This window comes from Persicitalea jodogahamensis (assembly GCF_014651615.1).
GTDB lineage: Bacteria > Bacteroidota > Bacteroidia > Cytophagales > Spirosomataceae > Persicitalea > Persicitalea jodogahamensis.
Map to the genome: position 1 here is coordinate 1893629 of NZ_BMXF01000001.1, position 20303 is coordinate 1913931.

Consider the following 20303-nt stretch of genomic DNA (forward strand, 5'->3'; position numbering starts at 1 on the left):
ATTTTGACATGCAGCTCCAACTATGCTAGCACCAGCGCGTCCTTATAGTATTTGTTGCGGTACTCGATAGGCGTAAGGCCGGTGACTTTCTTAAAAACATCCCGGAATGCCTTGGTGTCCGTATACCCCACATCGAACATGACTTCGCCGATGTTCTTGCGGCTCGTCTCGAAGCTGCGCTTGGCCGCCTCTACCTTCACGCGCTGAATGTAGTCCACCACCGAATGGTGCGTGGCCTTGCGAAACCGTCGTTCGAAAGTCCGGCGGCCTACGGCCACTAAATCTGCCAGAGCCTCCACGGCGATTTTCTCGTTGTAATTTGCCTCGATAAACTCCTGAGCTTTCAGGATCTCCCTGTCGTTGTGATCTTTCTGCCCTTTGAAAAGCATGAAGGCTGACTGACTGTCGCGGTCGATGTCGATGGCGAAGTACTTGGAAGCCAGTATGGCCATGTCGCGGTCGGTATATTTCTCGACCAGATACAGCAGCAGGTTCCAGTAGGAGTTGGCCCCACCGCTCGAATACAGACGATGCTCTTCGGTAATGATACTGCCGTCTACAAGCTCGACGGCGGGAAACAATTCCCGGAACTCGCTGGCGAAGGCCCAGTGGGTAGAGCAGCGCTTTCCATCCAGCAGGCCCGTGGATGCCAGCAGGAAAGCGCCCACACAAAGCGAGGCAACTTCTGCGCCTTTTGCGTACTGCTGTTTGATCCAGGGAATGAGAGCTTCATTCTGTTGAATACCGCGTTTCATGTCTCCAAACAAAGCCGGGATAATGATCAGGTCAGTCCTGTCCACTTCATTCAGCAGTTGATCTGTCTGCACTGAAAACAGGCCATTGTGGTACTTCACTTCTCTTGTCATGCCCACAAGCCGAACCCTGAAAAAGGGGGGCTTTCCACTGGCTTGCAGGAACTGGTTCACGGCGGTGAACAGATAACGCGGATCAGCCACCGCTTCCAGTACGGCGGATTCAGGAACGAGGATGGAAACGTTCATTTGAAAAACGAATAGTTACGAATGGTGAATGGGCACAAAGCATTGCTGGGCCACACGAATAGTACCGTGTCTTTTTTTGTAAAAGTAGGCAATCCTGTTGTCGTGATCAACCCGGTAAAGTGTCGTTTTTGCACCACGTAAAGATTGGTTTTATGATAGACATTTGCAAAGTGGACTTTGAACAAAAACAAGCCATCATGACAAAAATCATCCCCTACCTGACTTTCAACGGCAATTGCCGTGAGGCCATGAATTTCTATCGGGAATGCGTTGGCGGCAAACTCGACCTGACGACCGTCGGCGAATCGCCGATGGCCGAGCAGATGCCCGAGGCAATGAAAGAAAGCATCCTGCACGCCAGGCTGCGCAAAGACGAATTGGTGTTGCTGGGTTCCGATATGGTGAGCGAGAAAGGTCTGAATCGGGGCAACTGCCTGTCCATTATGCTGGAATTTGAAACCGAAGCTAAAATGCGCCGCTGTTACGACAAGCTGGCCGAAGGCGGGCAGCACGAATATCCGATCGAAAACACTTTTTGGGCCGGCCTCTTTGGTAGTCTGACCGATCGATACGGCAATCACTGGTTGCTGCATTATGGGAAGGACGCACAATAGCAATTTCAGCAACCACCTGACATCTAAAATCATGAAAAAAAAGCCAATCAAAGCTCAGCAGAAAATCACAACCTGCCTCACCTTTGACGACCAGGCCGAAGAAGCCATGAATCGTTACGTGTCGGTGTTCAAGGATGCCAAAGTTCTGAACGTTCGGCGATTCGGCCGAGAAATGCCCCAGTCGAGAGGAAAGCTCATGACCGCTACTTTTCAGATCGAAGGCCAGAACTTTATGGTCATGAACGGCGGGCCGCACTTTACGTTTGCACCGGGCATTTCGCTCTTCGTGAACTGCGAAACGCAGGCAGAAGTAGACGAGCTTTGGGAGAAACTTTCCGAGGGCGGCGAAAAACAACCGTGTGGCTGGATCAAGGATCGTTTCGGTGTGTCATGGCAGATCATCCCTAAGGCTTTGGGTGAATTGCTGGGTGATCCTGATCCTGAGAAGTTGAAGCGGGTGATGAATGCGATGCTAAAAATGAAGAAGATAGAGATTGCCGAGCTGCTGGCGGCCGCTGAACCGGACGATCTTTTCCTATCATCGCTTGTTGCTCCCGCCAGGCGTGCCTTGGAAAATAACGGCATATCTACTTTGGAACAGCTTTCAGAGTACAGCGAAGAGGAAATTCTTACATTTCATGGCCTGGGGCCAAGCTCACTTCCAAACCTCCGGACTTCCCTGAATACCAAAGGGTTGGCTTTTAGAACCTGATTATGGAAAAAGATATTAATGATCCCACAAGTGTCACGGAGTTGATACAAAACCTAGATCCTGAATTTGGAGAACTGGTGGAGGCGGTCAGAAAAATTATTCTGGGCACGAATCAATCCATTGGTGAACGAATAAAATGGAATTCTCCCAGCTTTTTTTATATGGGAGAAATGACGCCCTTTGATCCGAAAGAATACAAGCGGGATATTGTAGTAATGAATCTTCGCAAAGGTAAGGTACTCTTGGTTTTCCCAACGGGCGAAAAGATAAAAGATCATTCCGGAATTCTGGAAGGTAATTACACGGATGGGCGTCGATTAATAACGTTGAACAACCTCGCTGATGCGAAAAATAAAGCATCAGATTTACAGGCAGTACTATCAGAATGGATAAGTATAATTGACTAATATAACCTGAAACAAAAATGAAAAAGGACAAAATTATTTACTGGACGGCGACCATCATTATCTTTCTGTTTGAAGGTGTGATGCCCGCCTTAACTTCGCAAACCGAATTGGCCAAAGAGGGAATTCATCACCTGGGTTATCCCGAGTACTTTGGCAATGCCCTGGTAGTTTTCAAGGTATTGGGTTCGCTGGCTTTGGTCATCCCGCAGGTGCGGGGGCGAATCAAAGAATGGGTATATGCAGGCTTTGCCTTTGACTTCATCTTCGCCACCATTAGCCACATCGCCGTGGACGGAATGGACCCGCAATCGTTCTTCCCACTATTTATTCTGGCGATCCTGGCGGTTTCATACCGCTATTACCACAAGTTAAATTCACCCTCAATGGCACTGCTATGAATACTGGTAAACCTAAAAATATCGACGAATATATCGCCGGATTCCCGGAAGACACACAGCAGCTTTTGGGACAAATTCGATCGAGGATAAAAGCAGCAGCTCCGGACGCAGCAGGGAAAATCAGCTATGGAATGCCGACGTTTACACTCAACGGGAAAAGTCTGGTTCACTTCGCGGCTTTCAAAAACCACATCGGCTTTTATCCAACTCCGGCGGGAGTCAAATCTTTTGAGGAGGAACTTTCCCGCTACAAGTAAGGAAAAGGTTCGGTGCAATTTCCGCTGGACGAGACCATGCCGCTTGATTTGATTGCAGAAATTGTGAAGTACAGAATGAAGGAAAACTCAAAAAAATATTGATCATGAGGAAATTGAAATTGCAAGTTCAGATATCGGTAGATGGGTACGTGGCCGGACCAAACGGTGAAATGGATTGGATGGTCTGGGGGCAGGACACCGGACTCGAAGCGTACGTCAATGCGCTTACTGATAGTATCGATACCATTTTACTGGGCAGGAACATGACCGACGGCTTTGTGAAGTACTGGACCCATGTAGTGGATAATCAGCCAGAAAGCCGGGAGTTTGCCTTTGCCAAAAAAATGGTGGAAACACCCAAGGTAGTTTTTACGAAGACCCTTGAACAATCGCCCTGGGCCAACACAAGCCTGGCAAAAGGGAATCTTGAAGACGAAGTAAATCAACTCAAAAATCAGGAAGGCGACGATATTATCGTGTACGGCGGCAGCACTTTCGTTTCGTCACTCATCGCAGCCGGACTGATCGACGAATACCACCTGTTCGTCAATCCCGTCGCGCTGGGCAGCGGCATGAGCATTTTTGGTGAAGTAAAAGAATGGCTCAAACTGACTTTGGTGAAATCTCAGGCATTTGACTGCGGGGAAGTTGTGCTGTGTTATGTACCTCGGTAAGTCCAGGCAAACCGATGACGATGCCAGCGAGCCAATATTTCTGCGAAACCATGCTAAAAGCGGAGGGATGGGTTGAGAATTAAACCGTAGATTACGTACTTGTGGTACTTTTCACAGGATAAAAAAGCCTTCCCCCTTGAACGTTTTGGAACAATCCGAAGAAAACTTGCCGCACCTCTACCGACACACCCCCGCCCGCGTGGCACTGGGCCGCACGGGACACAGTCTGCCCACGCAGCGGTTGCTGGAATTTAACCTCGACCACGCCCGCGCCCGCGATGCAGTCTATTCACATTTTGATTGGGGCAATATGGAAAGTCAGCTGACGGTGTTAGGCTTGCCATCGGTGCGGCTGCAGAGCCAGGCGGCGGATCGGCGCGAATACTTACTTCGTCCCGATTACGGTCGTACGTTGAGTCAGGACTCCCGCCGGGAAATACAGAATCTCGAACAACCGGAAAACCATCTTTGCATCGTTATCGCCGACGGACTTTCCGCTGTGGCGGTGAACACCCACGCGGGCGAGGTAGTGAGGCTACTGCTGGAAAAAATCCGGGCAGTCAACTGGCGACTGGCCCCGGTGTCGCTGGTGGAACAGGGCCGTGTGGCCATTGCCGACGAGATAGGGGAGGTACTGCGTTCCGAGATTTCGCTGATCCTGATCGGCGAGCGCCCGGGCCTCACCTCACCCCATAGCCTGGGAGCCTACCTGACGCACCGGCCTTGCTCGGGGCTGACCGACGAGCGTCGCAACTGCGTTTCCAACATCCGACCCGACGGACTCAGTTATGAGCGTGCTGCCGAAAAAATATTTTATTTACTGCAGGAAATGAAACACCACCAGCTGAGCGGCGTGGGGTTGAAGGATCGGTTTTCTGCTAAGGGGAATAGCATCAACGGTTAGCGGCGTGTAGGGTACTTTTATGGGGTAATCGGCCAAATCCAATAGAGAGTCGATTACCCCGTAATCCCATTTGCCTGCTTACCTCAACTTCGGCAAATCTGCCTTCATGGGGAATCGCAACACTACTTTTTTGCCCGATGTTCGTTCCAGAATGGGGGTCAGCATCTTGCGGGCGTTTTCTCTCGTTTGCTCCAGAATCCCCATATCCAGGGCCGATTGCCGAATCTGCCGTTCGGCCTGCTTGTAGCCTTCCTGCACGAGCTGAGCCTCCTCCATGAAAGCGTATTCGGTATTGTACACCTTGGAGCGGTCGTGGTCTATCTTGAAAAAACAGAGCTCCGGTTCGGGCAGGTGTATTACAAGCGTGTCTGCTCCGGCTTCGATATCGGCAATGTCCATTTGGGTAAGGTCTATGCAACCAACGGCTTCGCCCTGCACGATGAGAACCGCTTTGGCATCGGGCAGCCAAAGCTTCGTGATTTGCTGCTCCACAATGTCCTTGAAATTGTAGCGCACCAATTCCAGTTTACCAAGCGAGGTGATTTCCTGCAAAACTACCGTCTGGGTATTTTCCAGTTTATTTTTCTGTGAAAACCAATTGGGCAGCCAATCCCCCGTCCGCCAGTTTTCCCACAGCGAAATGACCCCGACCATAAGCAGGAAAATAACGAACAACTGAATGAGAAGGCGTAAGAAGCGCATTTGATTATTAATATGATGGTGGGTGAAAACCTGATAACGAAAGCCGAACTGAGAGTGCTGAACTGTTAACGATTTTCCAGGTCCTATTGGTGGGGTTTGCAAATATTGTTAAATTTGTCGTCCAAGATTGGACTATGCAGCAAATTTTCCGATACGGCATCCCGACTCAGGCGACCTGACGATCACTCCCGCGAGTGATTTTTTATTCTCCCTTGAACGGTCGGCGCGCCGTTCTTTTTTGTTATAACACCCTGAGATCAAACAACATTTTTTGTACAAAATCAAAACGTATATCTGACACATGGCAAAGGTATCATACTACACCGAAGAAGGCCTGAATCGCTTGAAGGCCGAGCTGAACGAAATGAAGACCAAGGGCCGCACGCACATTGCCCACCAAATCGCCGAGGCCCGCGATAAGGGCGACCTGAGCGAAAATGCTGAGTACGACGCCGCTAAAGATGCTCAGGGACTACACGAGATGAAAATCGCCAAGCTGGAAGAGATTTTGTCCACGGCCCGTATCCTTGACGAATCCTCCATCGATACATCGATGGTGGCCGTGCTGTCTACCGTTAAGATAAAAAATATGAAAAATGGCGCCGAAATGAGCTATACCCTCGTTTCAGAAGAAGAAGCCGACCTGAAGACGGGAAAAATATCCGTCGGTTCGCCCATCGGTAAGGGCTTGCTGGGCAAGAGAATTGGCGAAGTTGCCGAAATAAAAATCCCGGCGGGCACCGTGGAGTTCGAGGTAATAGACATAAGCCGCGGATAATTTTCTCTTGAAATGTCTGCATGTAACTATAAATAGGCAATGATATATTAATTCTTCTTTTTTGCCTCACGATTTTTGCCCTTGAAAAAGTAACCCCCTTTTTACCGGCAGTTATTACCTGATCGAAACTTACCCGGAAAGCCCCCCGAAGTTGGACAATTAGTCCAACTTCGGGGGGCTTTCTCTTTGTGGGTTTCGGTACAAAACGGGTACGGTCAGTCAGCGTATTTCGGCCTGATTTTCCGGTCATTAGCAGCTCAATAAGAAAAATATTTTAATAACTAATCAGGCCAGAAGTAACTTGATATTGACCGAAAAAACGGTGATGAAAGAGAAGATTTTAACAAAAAGATAAATTTTTTTTATATAAATATTTGGTGAGAATACTACGTATACATCTTAAAAAATATGATTTTTCTAATTCAAAGAATAAATTAACAATTATTGTATGAGTTGTAAACAAGTATGGAGATCGCATTTGTATCTTATTGCTGATATTTTACTCAAATGTCGGTCACAACCTCATACTCAACTAATCTATGCCAAAACAACTACCCCAATGCTTATACGCATTGTCCAGGCACGTGCTTTTCGGTGCTCTGGTGCAGCTATGTTTCACGGGACTGCTCTATGCAGCTGAAAGCGAAGATCGAAAAGAAATAGTAGTTCATGCCGGAAAGATGCCGGCCGCCGTAGTAACTATTTCCGGGACGGTCAAAGATGACGCCGGAGGAGTAATCCCGGGTGTGAACGTAGTGGAGAAAGGCACCATGAACGGCATCTCGACCGACGCCAAAGGTCAGTACAAGCTGGCAGTCACGGATGAGAAAGCCATCCTGGTGTTCAGCTACATTGGCTATAAAAGCCAGGAGGTGCTCGTGGGCACCCAAAAGACGATCAACGTCAGTCTGGTCGCCGAGAATCAGGCCCTGGAAGAAGTCGTGGTGGTGGGCTATGGTACTCAGCGCAAGGAGAGTGTAGTAGGGGCCATTACGCAGGTGGACAACAAGCAGCTCATGCGCTCGGGTACGTCCAACATCACCAACGCCATTGCGGGCAAGCTGTCGGGCGTGCTCACCATGCAGGCCAGTGGCGAACCCGGTAACAGCGGCTCCGAAATTATAATCCGCGGTTTGTCTAGCTGGAACGGATCGCAGCCACTCATCATGGTGGACGGCGTTGAGCGGGATTTCAAGGACATGGACCCCAACGAAATTGCCACGATTTCGGTCCTGAAAGATGCCTCGGCCACCGCGGTTTTCGGTGCGAAGGGTGCCAATGGGGTGGTATTGGTAACTACCAAGAGAGGTGCACTGGGCAAGCCCAAGCTGGACTTCACGGCGCAATACGGTATATCGCGCGCTACCCGGATTCCGGACCATATCAGCTCGTTCCAAACGATGAGCATGTACAATCAGGCATTGATGAACGGCCAGCAGTTCTCGGAACTGATTCCGCAGTATGCCTTGAATGAATATCGGAACCCTTCGACGCCGCTGAACGCTCTGCGTTACCCGAACGTCAACTGGTTCGATACGATGATTAAGCCCTTCGCAGCCAACGCCAACGCCAACTTCAATGTGTCGGGCGGCACCGAATTCATCAAGTACTTCGCCTCAGCGGGCTACACGCACGAAGGTGATTTTTTTAAGGCGTACCACAATGGGTACGACGATACGCGCTTTTGGTACAACCGCTTCAACTACCGCACCAACATTGATTTTAACCTCACCAAAACTACCCTGTTGTCGCTGAACGTAGGGGGTGAAACCGGCGTAAAAAACCAGCCTAATGGCTCGCCATGGCGTAATTTGTACTCTACCGGCCCTTCGCGCTACCCGGCCTATTTCCCCGAGTGGGTTTTGCAGCAGGTCCCTGACCCGGACTATCCCGACGATCAGGGACGGCGACTGGCGATGAACTTCGGCGAGTACACCGGTAACCCTTACACCTCCTTCAACCAGGGTTCGTTCAACCGCTATCTGAGCTCCAAACTATTCTCGGACTTGATTCTGAACCAGACGCTGGACTTCATTACCCAGGGTCTTTCTGCCAAAGGCAAGGTGTCGATGAGTACATATTACCGCAACCGGACCCTGACGGCCTCCTATTCCTTCCCTGACTACCAGTTGAATTACGACAAGATCGGCACTGAGGAAAATCCCTGGTTCCGCAATGGGCAGGGTAACGAGATATTTAAGCAGGGACCACTGGATATCAACGTGGGTGGTCTGGAGAACGACTACTACAAGGACATGTACTATGAGCTCTCCTTGAGCTACGCCCGTACCTTCGGAAAGCACAGTGTGTCCGGTTTAGCCTTAGCCAACCGTCAGCAGAGAAACAGAGATACACAATTCCCGTACTATAACCAGGCACTGGTGGGGCGGGCCACGTATGACTTTGCCGGCAAGTACATGATGGAAGTCAACCTGGGACTTACGGGTTCGGAGCGTTTCGCACCAGGAAATCGCTATGGCTTCTTCCCGTCGGGAGCGGTAGGCTATATGATTTCGGAGGAGAATTTTATCAAGGATAACTTGCCCTGGATCAGTAAGTTGAAGATCCGTTATTCGGATGGCATCGTGGGTAGCGACATCGCGGACAACCGCTGGCTGTATCAGAGCAATTACTACAAGGACAGCCGGGGCTACATCCACGAAGACCTGGGAGCCAACTCGACCGCCCAGTGGGAGGAGGCCCGGAAGCGGGATTTAGGCCTGGAACTGGGGCTCTGGAACGACAGCTTTACCTTCAGCGTCGATGTATTTGATGAACAGCGTGACAAGATGCTGTTGGTTCCCCGCACGGTCACGATGCTGGTGGGAAACTCTTTCAAGGAACTCAACCTGGGCAAACTCAAGAAGCACGGGATAGAATTTGAGACCGAGTACCGCCGCAATACGGCGTCGGGCATCAACTATTTCGTCCGGGGGATTTTTGGCTTTAACGAAAACCGCATCCTGTTCAAAGATGACCTTCCCTTTGCTTCGGACTACCAGAAAAACCAGGATAAGCCCCTTGGAGCGCAGCTCAGCGGGGTCGAACTCACCGGTACCGGCTACTACACTTCGGTGGATGACATCCACAATAACGTCTCGGCCATTGATGTAAGCCGCCTGAACGTGGGGGACTACAAGTACCTGGATTTTGACGGTGATGGCAAGATTACAAGTCTTGACAAATACCCGATTGCCGGCTCCGACTACGCGCCGCTTACCTATTCTTTCGGTTCGGGTTTCTCGTACAAAAAGTTTGATTTTAACTTTCTGTTCACGGGTAACGTCGGCAAGTACGTCGAATTCAACCAGCCCTATGAAGTGGAGTTTATCAAGGGCGACTGGCGCGTGCACGCGTCGCAACTCGACTACTGGACGCCTACCAACGGCGCGGCTAACCACGCTACGCTGCACTATTCGGCGGGTGGCAGCACCGAGAACCTGTTCTGGGGCGGTGGCGAGGCTGACCGTGGTTTCGACATCATGGTCGAGAACCGCTTCTGGCGCAATGCCGACTACCTGCGGTTGAAGGAGGTTTACGCGGCTTACACTTTCAATTCCAAAACCTTGAAAAGAGTGCTGGGGACCAATAGCCTGCTCTTTTTCGTAACTGCCAACAACCTTTGGACCAAAACCAAGCTCATCGAGGGGGATCCCGAGCGTAAAGACTTCAATCAGGGATTTTATCCCCAGATGACCCAGGTTAAATTTGCCGTTCGGGCCTTATTCTAAAACACAACTTTATGAAAATCAAAAAGTTAGGGGCGTTGTTTCTCGCCGCCGTGCTGGTGCCTACTATGATGGCATCCTGCCAAGAGGACTTTCTGGATCAATCGCCGGAATCGGGTCTCGACACCGATGAAGTATTCGGTAAGTACGACAACTTCAAGCGGTTTTTCGACACCATTTACGAGGGTACCAAGCTGGATGGGACAACTTGGCGGGACTACAACATCAAAACCTCTTTTTCACTCTACTTCAACTTTTGGGATCAGAAGTACACCCTGGAAGCCCTCACCGATATGAGTGACCAGGGGCGGTCCATGGACGCGCAGGTGATTAAAGCGGGTTCTATCTCGGCGGTGATCAACAAGATGACCTACGACCAGGCCCGGCGTCCCATTCTGGGTTCCATGTTCCAGATCATCCGTATCTGCAATATGTCATTGGCTAACATTGACAAATTGAAGGATGTAAACGCGGAGGATATCAATGACTTTAAAGGTCAGGCGCACTTCGATCGCGCCTATGCTCACTTTACGCTGTTCCGGCTCTGGGGACCCATGCCGTACCTGACCACCGTGATCGGACCTGACGATCCGTGGGATGTTCCCCGGTTGTCGAAGCGCGAGACCCTGGTGCGCATTGCGGCGGACCTGGATTCGGCAGCGACATTCTTCGAGAAGGCCGACCTGATGCGCCGTGATCCCGGACCCGGCGTGGCGGGGCACCTGAATAGCCCGAACCAATTTAGGCCCAGCGGCGTGGCCGCCAAGGCCATGAAGGGCCGTGCCTTGCTGTATGCTGCCAGTCCGCTCAACAACGAGCAGGGAGTGAAGGACTGGGAGGCAGCGGCAATAGCCAACTGGGAAGCCATCAAAATTGCCGAACGCTTTGGCTTCGACCTTCTGTCTCTGGCTGACTATAAGAAAAACTACATTGGTACTACCTATTCCAACGAGCAGCTATGGGCTTGGTACGCAGGCACAAAAGCATATAATAGCGGAGACCTGGCTGGCCTGAACAATGGGATATTTGGTGCGTCAAAAACCAGTTTCTCTGGTGAATCGCCCACGCAGAATACTGTCGACAAATTCGAAACCAAATGGGGCGACCCCCTGAACACCGCTGCCGATCGACAGGCCGCCATCGCCGCGGGGCACTACAACGACCAAGACCCTTACGCCAATCGGGACCCCCGGTTTTACATCGACATCATTTATAACACGGCCCCGGTGCCGGGATACGGTAAAGCCCAAATCTATTACGAAACTGTAAACGGTGCGGCTAATTACGGCCAGTTGCTGGATCAGACCTACTCCGGCATCACCAAGACAGGCTACTACCAGCGCAAGACCTGGGGCGAGCAGAGTGTAAACAATAAAACATCGCCGCAGTATACCGACCCGATCATTCGGTTGGGTGAGTTATATCTCAACTACGCCGAAGCCGCCAATGAAGCCTACGGGCCAAACGGTATGGCGCCCGGCGCCGGCATGACTGCCCTGCAGGCGCTCAATAAAATCAGGAGGCGGGCCGAAATGCCCGAAGTACTGGCCGCCTACACAGCCTCCAAGGATGCACTCCGGGCGCGGGTCAAGAATGAGCGCACCATTGAATTGTGCTTCGAAGGGTCGCACTACTACCACGACATCCGCCGCTGGAAGGATGCACCCGAGGTCATGACGGGTACGCTCATCGGCATGGACGTTGAGAAAGTCCCGGTAAGTGCGGCCTACCCCACGGGCTTCAGGTACACCCGTCAGCCCTTGCCAGCGACTCGTCAGGTAAAGTGGAAAGAGGCCATGTACTACCTGCCTTTCAATACTGACGATACCTACAAGATGAGCAAATTCACCCCCAACACCGTCTGGTAGACACAACTTTCTAAATCGACCGTCATGCAATCAACTTTAACTTACCCCTTGCGCGGCTTGGTGGCCTTACTGGTCCTTTGCCTTTGGGCCCAGATTCCGGCCAGCGCTCAAAATAAGACTCCAAAGGTCCAGCCCGTGAACATTAGTCTGCAAGTGACTGATGAACAGGGGAACCCAATCCCAAACGCAGCTATTGTGGTGGGCGAAGGCAACCTGCACGCCGAAACGAATGAATCGGGCATTTTTTCTTTCCAGGCTATGCCAGAGAACTTCATAACCGTAAGTTCCTACGGCTATACCAAATCGGTGGCGTTGGTTGGTACTTTGGTGAACAATAGCGTGGTGGAGCTTAAAAAGTCCAAGCTTTTCAACAACACGGAGGACGAAGTACCCCTGCCGTTTATGAGTTTCAAGCGTCGTAAGCTTTCTGGGGCATACAGCGTACTCCGCACCTCGGATCTGGAAAAGTATCCGACCAATGACCTGCGGAACTCTTTAACCGGGCTGGTGCCTGGCCTTGAAGTCATTGAGCGCGATGGTTCAACCGGTCTGAATGCGGAAGAAGAACTGGGTAACTTTCGGGTAACCGAGAAAATCGGGCTCGCAACCCGAGGCCGCAGCCCGATATTCATCATCGACGACGTTCCTACCGATATCACCGAAATGCCCCTTGACCCGCAGGAAATCGAATCGGTGACTATAGTCAAAGATATAGTCGGCAAAGCCATGCTGGGTCCCCGGGGAGCTGACGGCATTATTTACATCAAGACCAAGCGCGGCAAAGCCAACGAGCGCGTCCTGACTGTCAACGCCGAGCAGGGGGTCAGCCAGGTGGACCGCTTTCCAGGCTGGGCGTCCGGGGCCGAATACGCCACGCTCAACAATCAGGCCCGCACAAACAGCGGACTGACGCCACTGTACGACGATGCGGCCATCAGTGAGTACGCTAAAAACGACCCCTACAGCTTCAAGTACCCCAGCGTGGATTACCGCCAGTTGATGCTGAAAGATTCCAAATCGTTCAGCCGGGTCAATCTTGCTTCTACAGGTGGCAACGAAACCGTGCAGTATGGGGCTTACTTAGGCTATAACGGCGAAGGCGATATTTTTAAACTGGGTAAAATTTCGGACTATAACCGAATCAACGTTCGCTCCAACATCGACGTGAAGATCAACGACTTGATCAAGGTAAAAGTCGACTTCTTTGGGGGATTGAATATCCGGCGTTCACCCAACTACGGGTACAATCCTAACTTTACCAGCGACGATGGAAATACCAACACCGCCCTGGATTTGGTTGAATTCAACTCGGCCATCGCCGATATTACCGATACGCCACCTATCGCCTTCCCAATCTATGCTGCCTTCGGCGACAACGCCGATGCACCCTGGTACGCCGTGAGTCCTAATACGGCCTTCCGCGACAATCCCATCGGTAATCTGGTGCACAATGGCTACTACAACGAAACCGGGCGAACGGGTGCTTCCAACCTGACTTTCGATTACGATTTGAAGGAAATACTACCGGGTTTGAAATCCAAAACCTTCGTAGGCTTCAACATTTTCAATAGTGTGCGTATCGGGAAAGCCGAAAACTACATCGCTTACATCGCCACGCCGGGAAAGACAGCCTCCGGGGCTGATACGGTCACCCTATCCAAGGTGCACGACGGCACGGACTTGGCCGAACAAGCCAAACTCCACGACTATTATTCTCAGCGCTTTGTGGTGTACGAAAACCTCAGCTACGAAAAGCAATGGGGCAATCATGATGTGCAGGTAGGGGCAACCTACTACTTGGGCAAGATATCCAAGAACGGTATCGAGGAGCCCCAGCGCCAGCAAAACGCCGTAATGACGGGTGTTTATTCATTGAAAGACAAGTACTTCGTACAGGGCGTGCTAAACTACGCGGGTACCTACAGCTTTGCCAAGGGCAAGCGCTACGCTATGTTCCCGGCAGCGGGGCTGGGCTGGGTGATTTCGGAAGAAAGCTTCCTGTCCGATGTCAAAGCCATTAACTACTTGAAACTACGGGCCGAGGCAGGTATCCTGGGGTACGAAAGCTTCCTGACGCCGTTTCTTTACCTGGACCGTTGGGGCGTCAACTCCTCCGGTAGCGCGTTTGGCCCCTATTCCACGAATCAGTGGTTTGGTACGAATACCGATAACTCCGTGTACCGCACCACCGCCAACCGCATCGGCAATCCCGACCTGACCTGGGAAAAGCGTAAAGAATTCAGCATTGGCCTGGATGCTTTGCTGTTTAACCGCAAGATTTCGGTCGAAGCTAACTATTATAATAATCTCCGCGACGGGATGGTGAGCCAGTTATTCAATACGGTTCCCTATACGGCGGGAATATCCAACGCCCGGCCCTGGTTTAACTACAACAAAGTCAGGTACTACGGCCTAGAAACTTCCCTGCAATATTCTGATAAAATTGGCGCGCTGCGGTTCTCGGTCGGCGGCAATGCCACGGTGCAGAACAGCAAAATCCTGAAATACGACCAAGCCAACTTCCGCTTCGACTACCAGTCCATCATTGGCCAGCCCATCGATACGTACTTCGGCCAGACCTACATGGGTAAGTTCGCAAGCGATGCTGAAACGCTGGTGGTACCGCAGATTTACGACGAGACCCTGCAAAAGGATGATCTCAAATATGAGGATAAGAACGGCGACGGCGTAGTGGATGACAATGACCGGAGCCCCATCGGCCATACCACCCCCCGCTTGTTTTACGGGCTCAACCTGCGGGTTGGCTATCGGAACTTCGACCTGACGGTCATCGGCACCGGGCGGGCGGGTTATGATATCCCCTTGACCAATAAGTACTTTTGGAATGGCTGGGGAGATAATAACTATTCAAACTTCACCAAGGATAATATGGATGGCGAATCTCCGCGACTGACTTACTATAAAGTAAACAACAACTTCGTAGCCTCGGACTTCTGGTTGCGCAACGGTAGTTTCTTCAAAATCCAGAATGTGGAACTGGCGTACACCGTCCCGCTGGGGGCGGGCAATCTCATGGGCATTCGCGGACTACGGATTTACGCGCGCGGGGCCAATCTGCTGACACTTTCGAAAATTAAGGATGTCGATCCCGAGTCCATCAACTCGGGGGTTACTGTGAACCCTTTGTTCAGAACTGTCTCCACTGGAATTAAACTTACTTTTTAACGCAACTCACTATGAAATTGAAATATACGAGTGCAGTCAGCACTGCTTTTATTCTTTTGATCGGAACGCTGCTGACCTCCTGCGTCGACTACCTCGACCCTTATCCTAACGGCAACCGGGATTCGGAAGACCTCTGGGAATACCAGGACATGGTTCAAGGTCTGGTGGGCCAATGCTACGACTACATGCCCCGCAACTACAATGACAACGAGGGAGTGTATCTTGATGGAGCTTCCGACGATGTGGTTATCACCAGTACCACCAACAGTATGACCCGGTTGGCAGTGGGTTCTTTACCTACCAGTCTCGATCCCTTCCGCACCTATTGGGACCGCGACTACCGCGCCATTTATTCGGTCAACTTGTTCTTGAAAGATCGCCGGGGCTACAACACACGTTTTCTGGTAGACCCCCATTTGGATGGTTTGGTGAAAAATCGTTTACAGGGTGAGGCCTTCGCTCTACGGGCGTGGTTTCAATGGGATTTGCTACAAAAATTTGGGGGCAAAGGGATGAACGGAGAAATGTTGGGCTATCCCATTGTGCTGGAACCCGTCGATATCGGAAAGGAAGTCAACTTTGCCCGTAGTCCTTACGACGAATGCGTGAAGCAGATTCTGGCCGATTGCGACTCGGCCTACAAGTACCTGCCCATTGCCCACCGGGACTTCCTGGTACCCAATATCAACGACCGCGCCTACGCCGGGGCGCGGTACTGGGGCCGCTTCGACGGCATCACCACGCGGGCCATCAAAGCGCAGGTATACCTGACCTGGGCCAGCCCCCGGTTCAATCCAGGCAATGACCTGACTCGCTGGGACATGGCCGCGAAGTATGCCAAGGAGGTGATGGATTTTAAAACCACCACCGACGCGGTGAGCAAGGGATTTGTCAAAACCACGGCCGTCAACTGGTTCGACCCTAATTTTCCGGGTATCATATTCAGTTCACGGTACCAAAACGCCAACGATGCTCTGGAAAGGATGTTCTATCCGGGCGGTTTCCAGGGTAACGGCGCGGTGGGGGTCACTCAGGAACTGGTGGATGCCTTCCCGATGAAGAATGGGTACCCAATCACTGATCCGAAGAGTGGCTATGATCCCGCTAAGCCATACGACAACCGCGATCCGAGGTTTTACAGTACGATATTCTATAATAATGCCAAGGCCGTAAAGATCAATACGTCCAACGTCATGTACACTTTTGAAAACTGGCTGAACGGGAAGGATGCCGCCGGACCGCCCGTGAACAGCCGGACCAATTACCACATCAAAAAGATGGTGTTCATGGGACTTAATTTTTCCGATAACGCTATCAACCGGCAGCCGCACGCCAAATTCTTCATCCGCTGGTCGCACATGGTGCTGGCTTTCGCCGAAGCGGCCAACCAGGTTGAAGGGCCTAACGGCAGCAAGTATGGTTTGTCGGCCAAGGAAGCAATAGGATACCTGCGCGCCCGCAATAACTCCGACGGTGGAAAAGGCTTCACTACGGACCCGTACCTGACGGAAGTGGCCAATGCAGGACAAGCCGCTTTTACGAATTTCATTCGCAACGAAAGGAGACTCGAACTTTGCTTCGAAGGGCAGCGCTTCTATGATATACGCCGCTGGTCCACGAGTCTGGAGCCGCTCAATAAGACTGTTCACATGGCGAGGATTGTCAAAAATGACGACAATAGTTTCTCCTACGATCTGAACGTGCCGGTAGAGACACGCTCATTCAAATCGGCTTACCTGCCATTGCCCTACGACGAAATGCTGCGGATGAGCAATCTGGTGCAGAATGAAGGCTGGGATGCCTGGAAATAACTGATTCACCCAAAAAATCAAGTACTCACTGGCCTACTATCAACCTTGCAATTCACTATGAAAAAGAAATTTATTCTGGCTCTGTTTTTTCTGGTAGCCCTCAGTTCCTGCTACAAAGACTACATCGAGGATTTCGACTACAGCTCTATTTATTTCCCTTATCAAACCAATGTCCGCACTTTCGTGGTGGGCGAAGGTATGACGATCGAGGTCGGCGCGGCCCTGGCCGGGGTGCGCGACAACACGCGCGACCGGCTGGTCAATTTTACCATGGATGGCAAATTGCTCACGGACGAAATTCTGGAAACCATGAAAAACGGCACCAACCACGTGAAAGCCGGGGTAGCGGCGGTAACGGCCCTGAAAATGGTGCCGTCCAACTATTTCACTATTTCCAGCAACAACCAGATGATTATTAAAAAAGGCACCTATTCGGGCACGGTAGTTATTAAGGCCGATTCGGCGGCGTTCCTGGCTGATCCGGCCACGCTCAATGCTGTCTATGCCATGCCATTTTACATCAACTCCGCCGATGCAGACTCAGTGGCGGTGAGCAAGCGCTATGCCGTTATTGGCTTGAAATACGAAAATATGCTGTTTGGCAATTACTGGCACGGTGGCGTAACCACGGTGAAGGATTCGACGGGAAAAGTTGTACGGACTACGAATTATTATACCACTATCCCGTCACCGGAAGTTAAGGTCATGAACCTGAAAACCGTTGCCCCCAATGCTTTGGAAACTAATCTGATAAGTAATCAAAAAGGTGCTTTCCGAATTTCTCTGAATGGAAATACCATCGAAATAAGTCAGGCAAAGGATTCCAAAGTGAAAGTGTTGCCTGATGGTCCCAGTACTTTCAACCGGTCCAAACTACTGCAGGATCGGAAGCTGTTTTTGAAATATAAGTACGCTAACGCCGACGGTACTACCTCCTACGCTACGGATACGCTGACTTTCCGCAACCGAATCCGCGACGGCGTCAACGAATGGCAGGACGAAAATCCCTCTCATTATAACTGATGAATGGTGAGTGATGAAGGGGACCCTTCATCACTCACTATCCCTCATTTTATCTTAAACTGCTTGTCGTCGATGCCCTTGTTCAGCTTGATGGACTGAGTTTCGGAACTCATCTCAAACTGCCCGAATTTTCGGCTGCTGGTGAAAGGAAACATGATGCCATTGACAGCTTTGTAGTCGCCGTAGGTGAACTCCGCCGCCATCTTCCCGCGGGGTGACTCGGTAGTAGTGGTGCGCTTTACTTTTAATCCGGACTCTTTGTCGAAGAAGTCGTGCCAGGTATTGCCGTTGGACGCGAACTCCACATCGTAGGCATCTTTGCCATCCACTTTTTCGGTACCGATCAACTTTTTCTCCACTTTCAGCGAATCGTAGAAGATCTCGGGAAAGGGATGGTTTAATATGAATTCCTGGTAAGCTTCCTGCCCCTGTTTGGTCGTAGTCTGGCCACGCATCGAGCGCGAGAGCGTTGTACCATCGTAGGTAGAGCCACCTGCCTCGTTGCCCATCATGTAGGAAGTCTGCTTGAATTTGTTGGGTATTTTCAGCTTCGTTTCCGTTTCCATCGTGCGGCCCTGGATATCGGTTGTGGCGGTGACGGTCATGTCCTGCATGGAGCGGATCTTGTCCTTGCCACCTACGGCAGTCAGGTACTTTTCAACAACCGCATCGGCAGTTGTAAGCTCCTGAGCGAAAGAAGTAAGGCCGAGTCCCAGGCCAAGCAAAAGCCCTAAAATTGCTTTGTGTTTCATGATTTGTTTCAGTTGGTTTTTTGAAACAAATGTAATGGAAATGAGGCATTGAAAATACCGGAACTCAGCGTAGAACGATGATTCTTTTGATTCCGTTTTCCGAGGGATGATTCCCCGGTACTTTGGCACTTCGTGGCCGAGTCAATCCATTAAAACATCAACAGATAAACCCCAGCGCCGGCCAGATAACCAATCATTGCCAGGAAGGCAATTTTTTTCAGATACCAGATAAAATCCAGCTTCTCGATTCCCATCACGGCGACACCTGCCGCCGATCCGATGACCAGCATGCTGCCGCCCGTACCGGCACAATAGGCCATGAACTCCCAAAGCTTATGGTCGGTGGGGTAGGTGTCGATGTCATACATGCCCATTGCGGCCGCGACCACCGGAACGTTGTCCACGATGGCTGAAACCGCCCCGATAACCACCACGATTACATCCAGGTTACCCACCAGAGCGTCGAGCCGCGCGGCAAGGTCGCTGAGGACATTGGTGGCTTCCAACACACCCACTGCCGCCAGAATGCCCAGGAAGAAGAGAATACTGGGGACGTCGATTTTACTCAGGGCATAGGCAGGTGTGTAGGGAAGGCGGTCTTCTTCGTCTTTGTCACTGTGCAGGATCTCGGACAATACCCACAACGCTCCCAATGAAAGCAGCATCCCCATGTAGGGTGGCAGGTGGGTAACGGTTTTGAAAATTGGTACGAAGAGCAGCCCCGTCACACCTGCATAGAGCATCAACCGGCCCTGGCCACGCGATACGCCGTTTTCGGCGTCGAAAATGGGAGAAGCAACGCTGCCCGGTTGGATGGGTATGGCTTTCAGACTACCTTTCATGGCGAAGGTCATGTACAGCAGCGGCACTGCCAGCGAAACCATACTGGGGATAATCAGGTTTGTAATAATGGCGAAAGTACTCACCTGCCCGCCGATCCAGAGCATGGTCGTCGAGACATCACCGATGGGCGACCAGGCTCCACCTGAGTTGGCAGCGATGATAATCATGCCTGCCATAAGCTTGCGTTGCTCGCCTTCGGGCATTATTTTGCGTAGCAGCGACACCATTACGATGGAGGTCGTCAGGTTGTCGAGCAGGGCGGAGAGGAAAAACGTCAGGATGCAGATGATCCAGAGCAGGTATACGGGATTGCGGGTTTTGATTCGTTCGGTGATGATCGCGAAGCCCTCGTGGGCGTCGATCAGTTCCACGATGGTCATTGCGCCTAGCAGGAAAAACAGGATTTCGGAAATCTCACCCAGGTGAGCGGATAATTCTTCCACTACCAGCTCCGTCTCTGAACTGTAAAGGACGTAAGCCGTCCAGCACAGGACACCTGTGATGAGAGCTGAGGCAGTTTTGTTAACTTTGATGGTTTCTTCGAGAGCAATCGCCAGATAGCCGACGACAAAAATGATGATGATGGTGGTAAGCATTTAGAATTTAGATTCGGGTTATCAATACAATCGGGTAATAGCTTGGTTC

17 protein-coding genes are annotated in these 20303 nt (G+C 51.2%); 13 read left to right on the plus strand and 4 right to left on the minus strand.

What is annotated here, in order from left to right:
• Nucleotides 1-20 precede the first annotated feature (20 nt).
• On the minus strand, nucleotides 21-1001 hold the full coding sequence (locus IE117_RS07775; RefSeq protein WP_189563724.1) for a GlxA family transcriptional regulator: 981 nt from the start codon (nucleotides 999-1001) through the stop codon (nucleotides 21-23).
• Nucleotides 1002-1198: 197 nt separating this feature from the next.
• On the opposite strand from IE117_RS07775, the gene IE117_RS07780 reads away from it, so the two are divergent.
• The 7 genes from IE117_RS07780 to eutC all read left to right on the plus strand — a co-directional run bounded on the left by IE117_RS07780 (nucleotide 1199) and on the right by eutC (nucleotide 4967).
• On the plus strand, nucleotides 1199-1615 hold the full coding sequence (locus IE117_RS07780) for a VOC family protein (protein ID WP_189563725.1): 417 nt from the start codon (nucleotides 1199-1201) through the stop codon (nucleotides 1613-1615).
• 31 nt (nucleotides 1616-1646) lie between these two features.
• Nucleotides 1647-2327, plus strand: a complete 681-nt coding sequence (locus tag IE117_RS07785) for a VOC family protein (protein WP_189563726.1) — start codon at nucleotides 1647-1649, stop codon at nucleotides 2325-2327.
• Between the two features lie 2 nt (nucleotides 2328-2329).
• Nucleotides 2330-2734, plus strand: a complete 405-nt coding sequence (locus tag IE117_RS07790) for a DUF1801 domain-containing protein (RefSeq protein ID WP_189563727.1) — start codon at nucleotides 2330-2332, stop codon at nucleotides 2732-2734.
• Between the two features lie 17 nt (nucleotides 2735-2751).
• On the plus strand, nucleotides 2752-3132 hold the full coding sequence (locus IE117_RS07795; protein WP_189563728.1) for a DoxX family protein: 381 nt from the start codon (nucleotides 2752-2754) through the stop codon (nucleotides 3130-3132).
• Nucleotides 3129-3389 carry an iron chaperone gene (locus IE117_RS07800; RefSeq protein WP_308439270.1) on the plus strand — a complete coding sequence of 87 codons (261 nt, stop codon included), beginning with the start codon at nucleotides 3129-3131 and terminating at the stop codon, nucleotides 3387-3389. The genes IE117_RS07795 and IE117_RS07800 overlap by 4 nt, the downstream gene beginning before the upstream one ends.
• 104 nt (nucleotides 3390-3493) lie before the next feature.
• Complete coding sequence (locus IE117_RS07805; RefSeq protein WP_189563729.1) at nucleotides 3494-4063, plus strand: dihydrofolate reductase family protein; 570 nt, start codon at nucleotides 3494-3496, stop codon at nucleotides 4061-4063.
• Nucleotides 4064-4199: 136 nt separating this feature from the next.
• Nucleotides 4200-4967 carry an ethanolamine ammonia-lyase subunit EutC gene (gene eutC, locus IE117_RS07810; RefSeq protein WP_229580509.1) on the plus strand — a complete coding sequence of 256 codons (768 nt, stop codon included), beginning with the start codon at nucleotides 4200-4202 and terminating at the stop codon, nucleotides 4965-4967.
• 78 nt (nucleotides 4968-5045) lie between these two features.
• Here the strand turns inward: eutC and IE117_RS07815 are convergent, their stop codons facing one another.
• Entirely contained in the window at nucleotides 5046-5669 is a 624-nt protein-coding gene (locus IE117_RS07815; RefSeq protein ID WP_189563730.1) for a DUF4230 domain-containing protein, read from the minus strand.
• 301 nt (nucleotides 5670-5970) lie between these two features.
• Here IE117_RS07815 and greA point away from each other — a divergent pair, with 301 nt between their 5' ends.
• The 6 genes from greA to IE117_RS07845 all read left to right on the plus strand — a co-directional run bounded on the left by greA (nucleotide 5971) and on the right by IE117_RS07845 (nucleotide 18063).
• On the plus strand, nucleotides 5971-6447 hold the full coding sequence (greA, locus tag IE117_RS07820) for a transcription elongation factor GreA (protein WP_189563731.1): 477 nt from the start codon (nucleotides 5971-5973) through the stop codon (nucleotides 6445-6447).
• A 539-nt stretch (nucleotides 6448-6986) separates the two neighbouring features.
• Nucleotides 6987-10178, plus strand: a complete 3192-nt coding sequence (locus IE117_RS07825) for a SusC/RagA family TonB-linked outer membrane protein (protein WP_189563732.1) — start codon at nucleotides 6987-6989, stop codon at nucleotides 10176-10178.
• An 11-nt stretch (nucleotides 10179-10189) separates the two neighbouring features.
• Nucleotides 10190-12043, plus strand: a complete 1854-nt coding sequence (locus IE117_RS07830; RefSeq protein ID WP_189563733.1) for a RagB/SusD family nutrient uptake outer membrane protein — start codon at nucleotides 10190-10192, stop codon at nucleotides 12041-12043.
• Between the two features lie 24 nt (nucleotides 12044-12067).
• The gene (locus IE117_RS07835) at nucleotides 12068-15229 is read left to right on the plus strand and encodes a SusC/RagA family TonB-linked outer membrane protein (protein ID WP_189563734.1); all 3162 of its coding nucleotides are present in this window, start codon (nucleotides 12068-12070) and stop codon (nucleotides 15227-15229) included.
• An 11-nt stretch (nucleotides 15230-15240) separates the two neighbouring features.
• The gene (locus IE117_RS07840; protein ID WP_189563735.1) at nucleotides 15241-17040 is read left to right on the plus strand and encodes a RagB/SusD family nutrient uptake outer membrane protein; all 1800 of its coding nucleotides are present in this window, start codon (nucleotides 15241-15243) and stop codon (nucleotides 17038-17040) included.
• A gap of 57 nt (nucleotides 17041-17097) precedes the next feature.
• The gene (locus IE117_RS07845) at nucleotides 17098-18063 is read left to right on the plus strand and encodes a DUF1735 domain-containing protein (protein WP_189563736.1); all 966 of its coding nucleotides are present in this window, start codon (nucleotides 17098-17100) and stop codon (nucleotides 18061-18063) included.
• Nucleotides 18064-18107: 44 nt separating this feature from the next.
• Here the strand turns inward: IE117_RS07845 and IE117_RS07850 are convergent, their stop codons facing one another.
• Together IE117_RS07850 and nhaD are read right to left on the minus strand one after the other, a co-directional pair.
• Complete coding sequence (locus tag IE117_RS07850; protein ID WP_189563737.1) at nucleotides 18108-18815, minus strand: hypothetical protein; 708 nt, start codon at nucleotides 18813-18815, stop codon at nucleotides 18108-18110.
• Between the two features lie 149 nt (nucleotides 18816-18964).
• Nucleotides 18965-20254, minus strand: a complete 1290-nt coding sequence (nhaD, locus tag IE117_RS07855; RefSeq protein ID WP_189563738.1) for a sodium:proton antiporter NhaD — start codon at nucleotides 20252-20254, stop codon at nucleotides 18965-18967.
• Between the last annotated feature and the right edge of the window lie 49 nt (nucleotides 20255-20303).

Excerpts from the sequence above, each read along its gene's own strand:
- IE117_RS07775 (WP_189563724.1), bottom strand. The coding sequence starts at position 1,001 with ATGAACGTTTCCATCCTCGTTCCTGAATCCGCCGTACTGGAAGCGGTG.
- IE117_RS07780 (WP_189563725.1), top strand. The coding sequence starts at position 1,199 with ATGACAAAAATCATCCCCTACCTGACTTTCAACGGCAATTGCCGTGAG.
- IE117_RS07785 (WP_189563726.1), top strand. The coding sequence starts at position 1,647 with ATGAAAAAAAAGCCAATCAAAGCTCAGCAGAAAATCACAACCTGCCTC.
- IE117_RS07790 (WP_189563727.1), top strand. The coding sequence starts at position 2,330 with ATGGAAAAAGATATTAATGATCCCACAAGTGTCACGGAGTTGATACAA.
- IE117_RS07795 (WP_189563728.1), top strand. The coding sequence starts at position 2,752 with ATGAAAAAGGACAAAATTATTTACTGGACGGCGACCATCATTATCTTT.
- IE117_RS07800 (WP_308439270.1), top strand. The coding sequence starts at position 3,129 with ATGAATACTGGTAAACCTAAAAATATCGACGAATATATCGCCGGATTC.
- IE117_RS07805 (WP_189563729.1), top strand. The coding sequence starts at position 3,494 with ATGAGGAAATTGAAATTGCAAGTTCAGATATCGGTAGATGGGTACGTG.
- IE117_RS07815 (WP_189563730.1), bottom strand. The coding sequence starts at position 5,669 with ATGCGCTTCTTACGCCTTCTCATTCAGTTGTTCGTTATTTTCCTGCTT.
- greA (WP_189563731.1), top strand. The coding sequence starts at position 5,971 with ATGGCAAAGGTATCATACTACACCGAAGAAGGCCTGAATCGCTTGAAG.
- IE117_RS07825 (WP_189563732.1), top strand. The coding sequence starts at position 6,987 with ATGCCAAAACAACTACCCCAATGCTTATACGCATTGTCCAGGCACGTG.
- IE117_RS07830 (WP_189563733.1), top strand. The coding sequence starts at position 10,190 with ATGAAAATCAAAAAGTTAGGGGCGTTGTTTCTCGCCGCCGTGCTGGTG.
- IE117_RS07835 (WP_189563734.1), top strand. The coding sequence starts at position 12,068 with ATGCAATCAACTTTAACTTACCCCTTGCGCGGCTTGGTGGCCTTACTG.
- IE117_RS07840 (WP_189563735.1), top strand. The coding sequence starts at position 15,241 with ATGAAATTGAAATATACGAGTGCAGTCAGCACTGCTTTTATTCTTTTG.
- IE117_RS07845 (WP_189563736.1), top strand. The coding sequence starts at position 17,098 with ATGAAAAAGAAATTTATTCTGGCTCTGTTTTTTCTGGTAGCCCTCAGT.
- IE117_RS07850 (WP_189563737.1), bottom strand. The coding sequence starts at position 18,815 with ATGAAACACAAAGCAATTTTAGGGCTTTTGCTTGGCCTGGGACTCGGC.
- nhaD (WP_189563738.1), bottom strand. The coding sequence starts at position 20,254 with ATGCTTACCACCATCATCATCATTTTTGTCGTCGGCTATCTGGCGATT.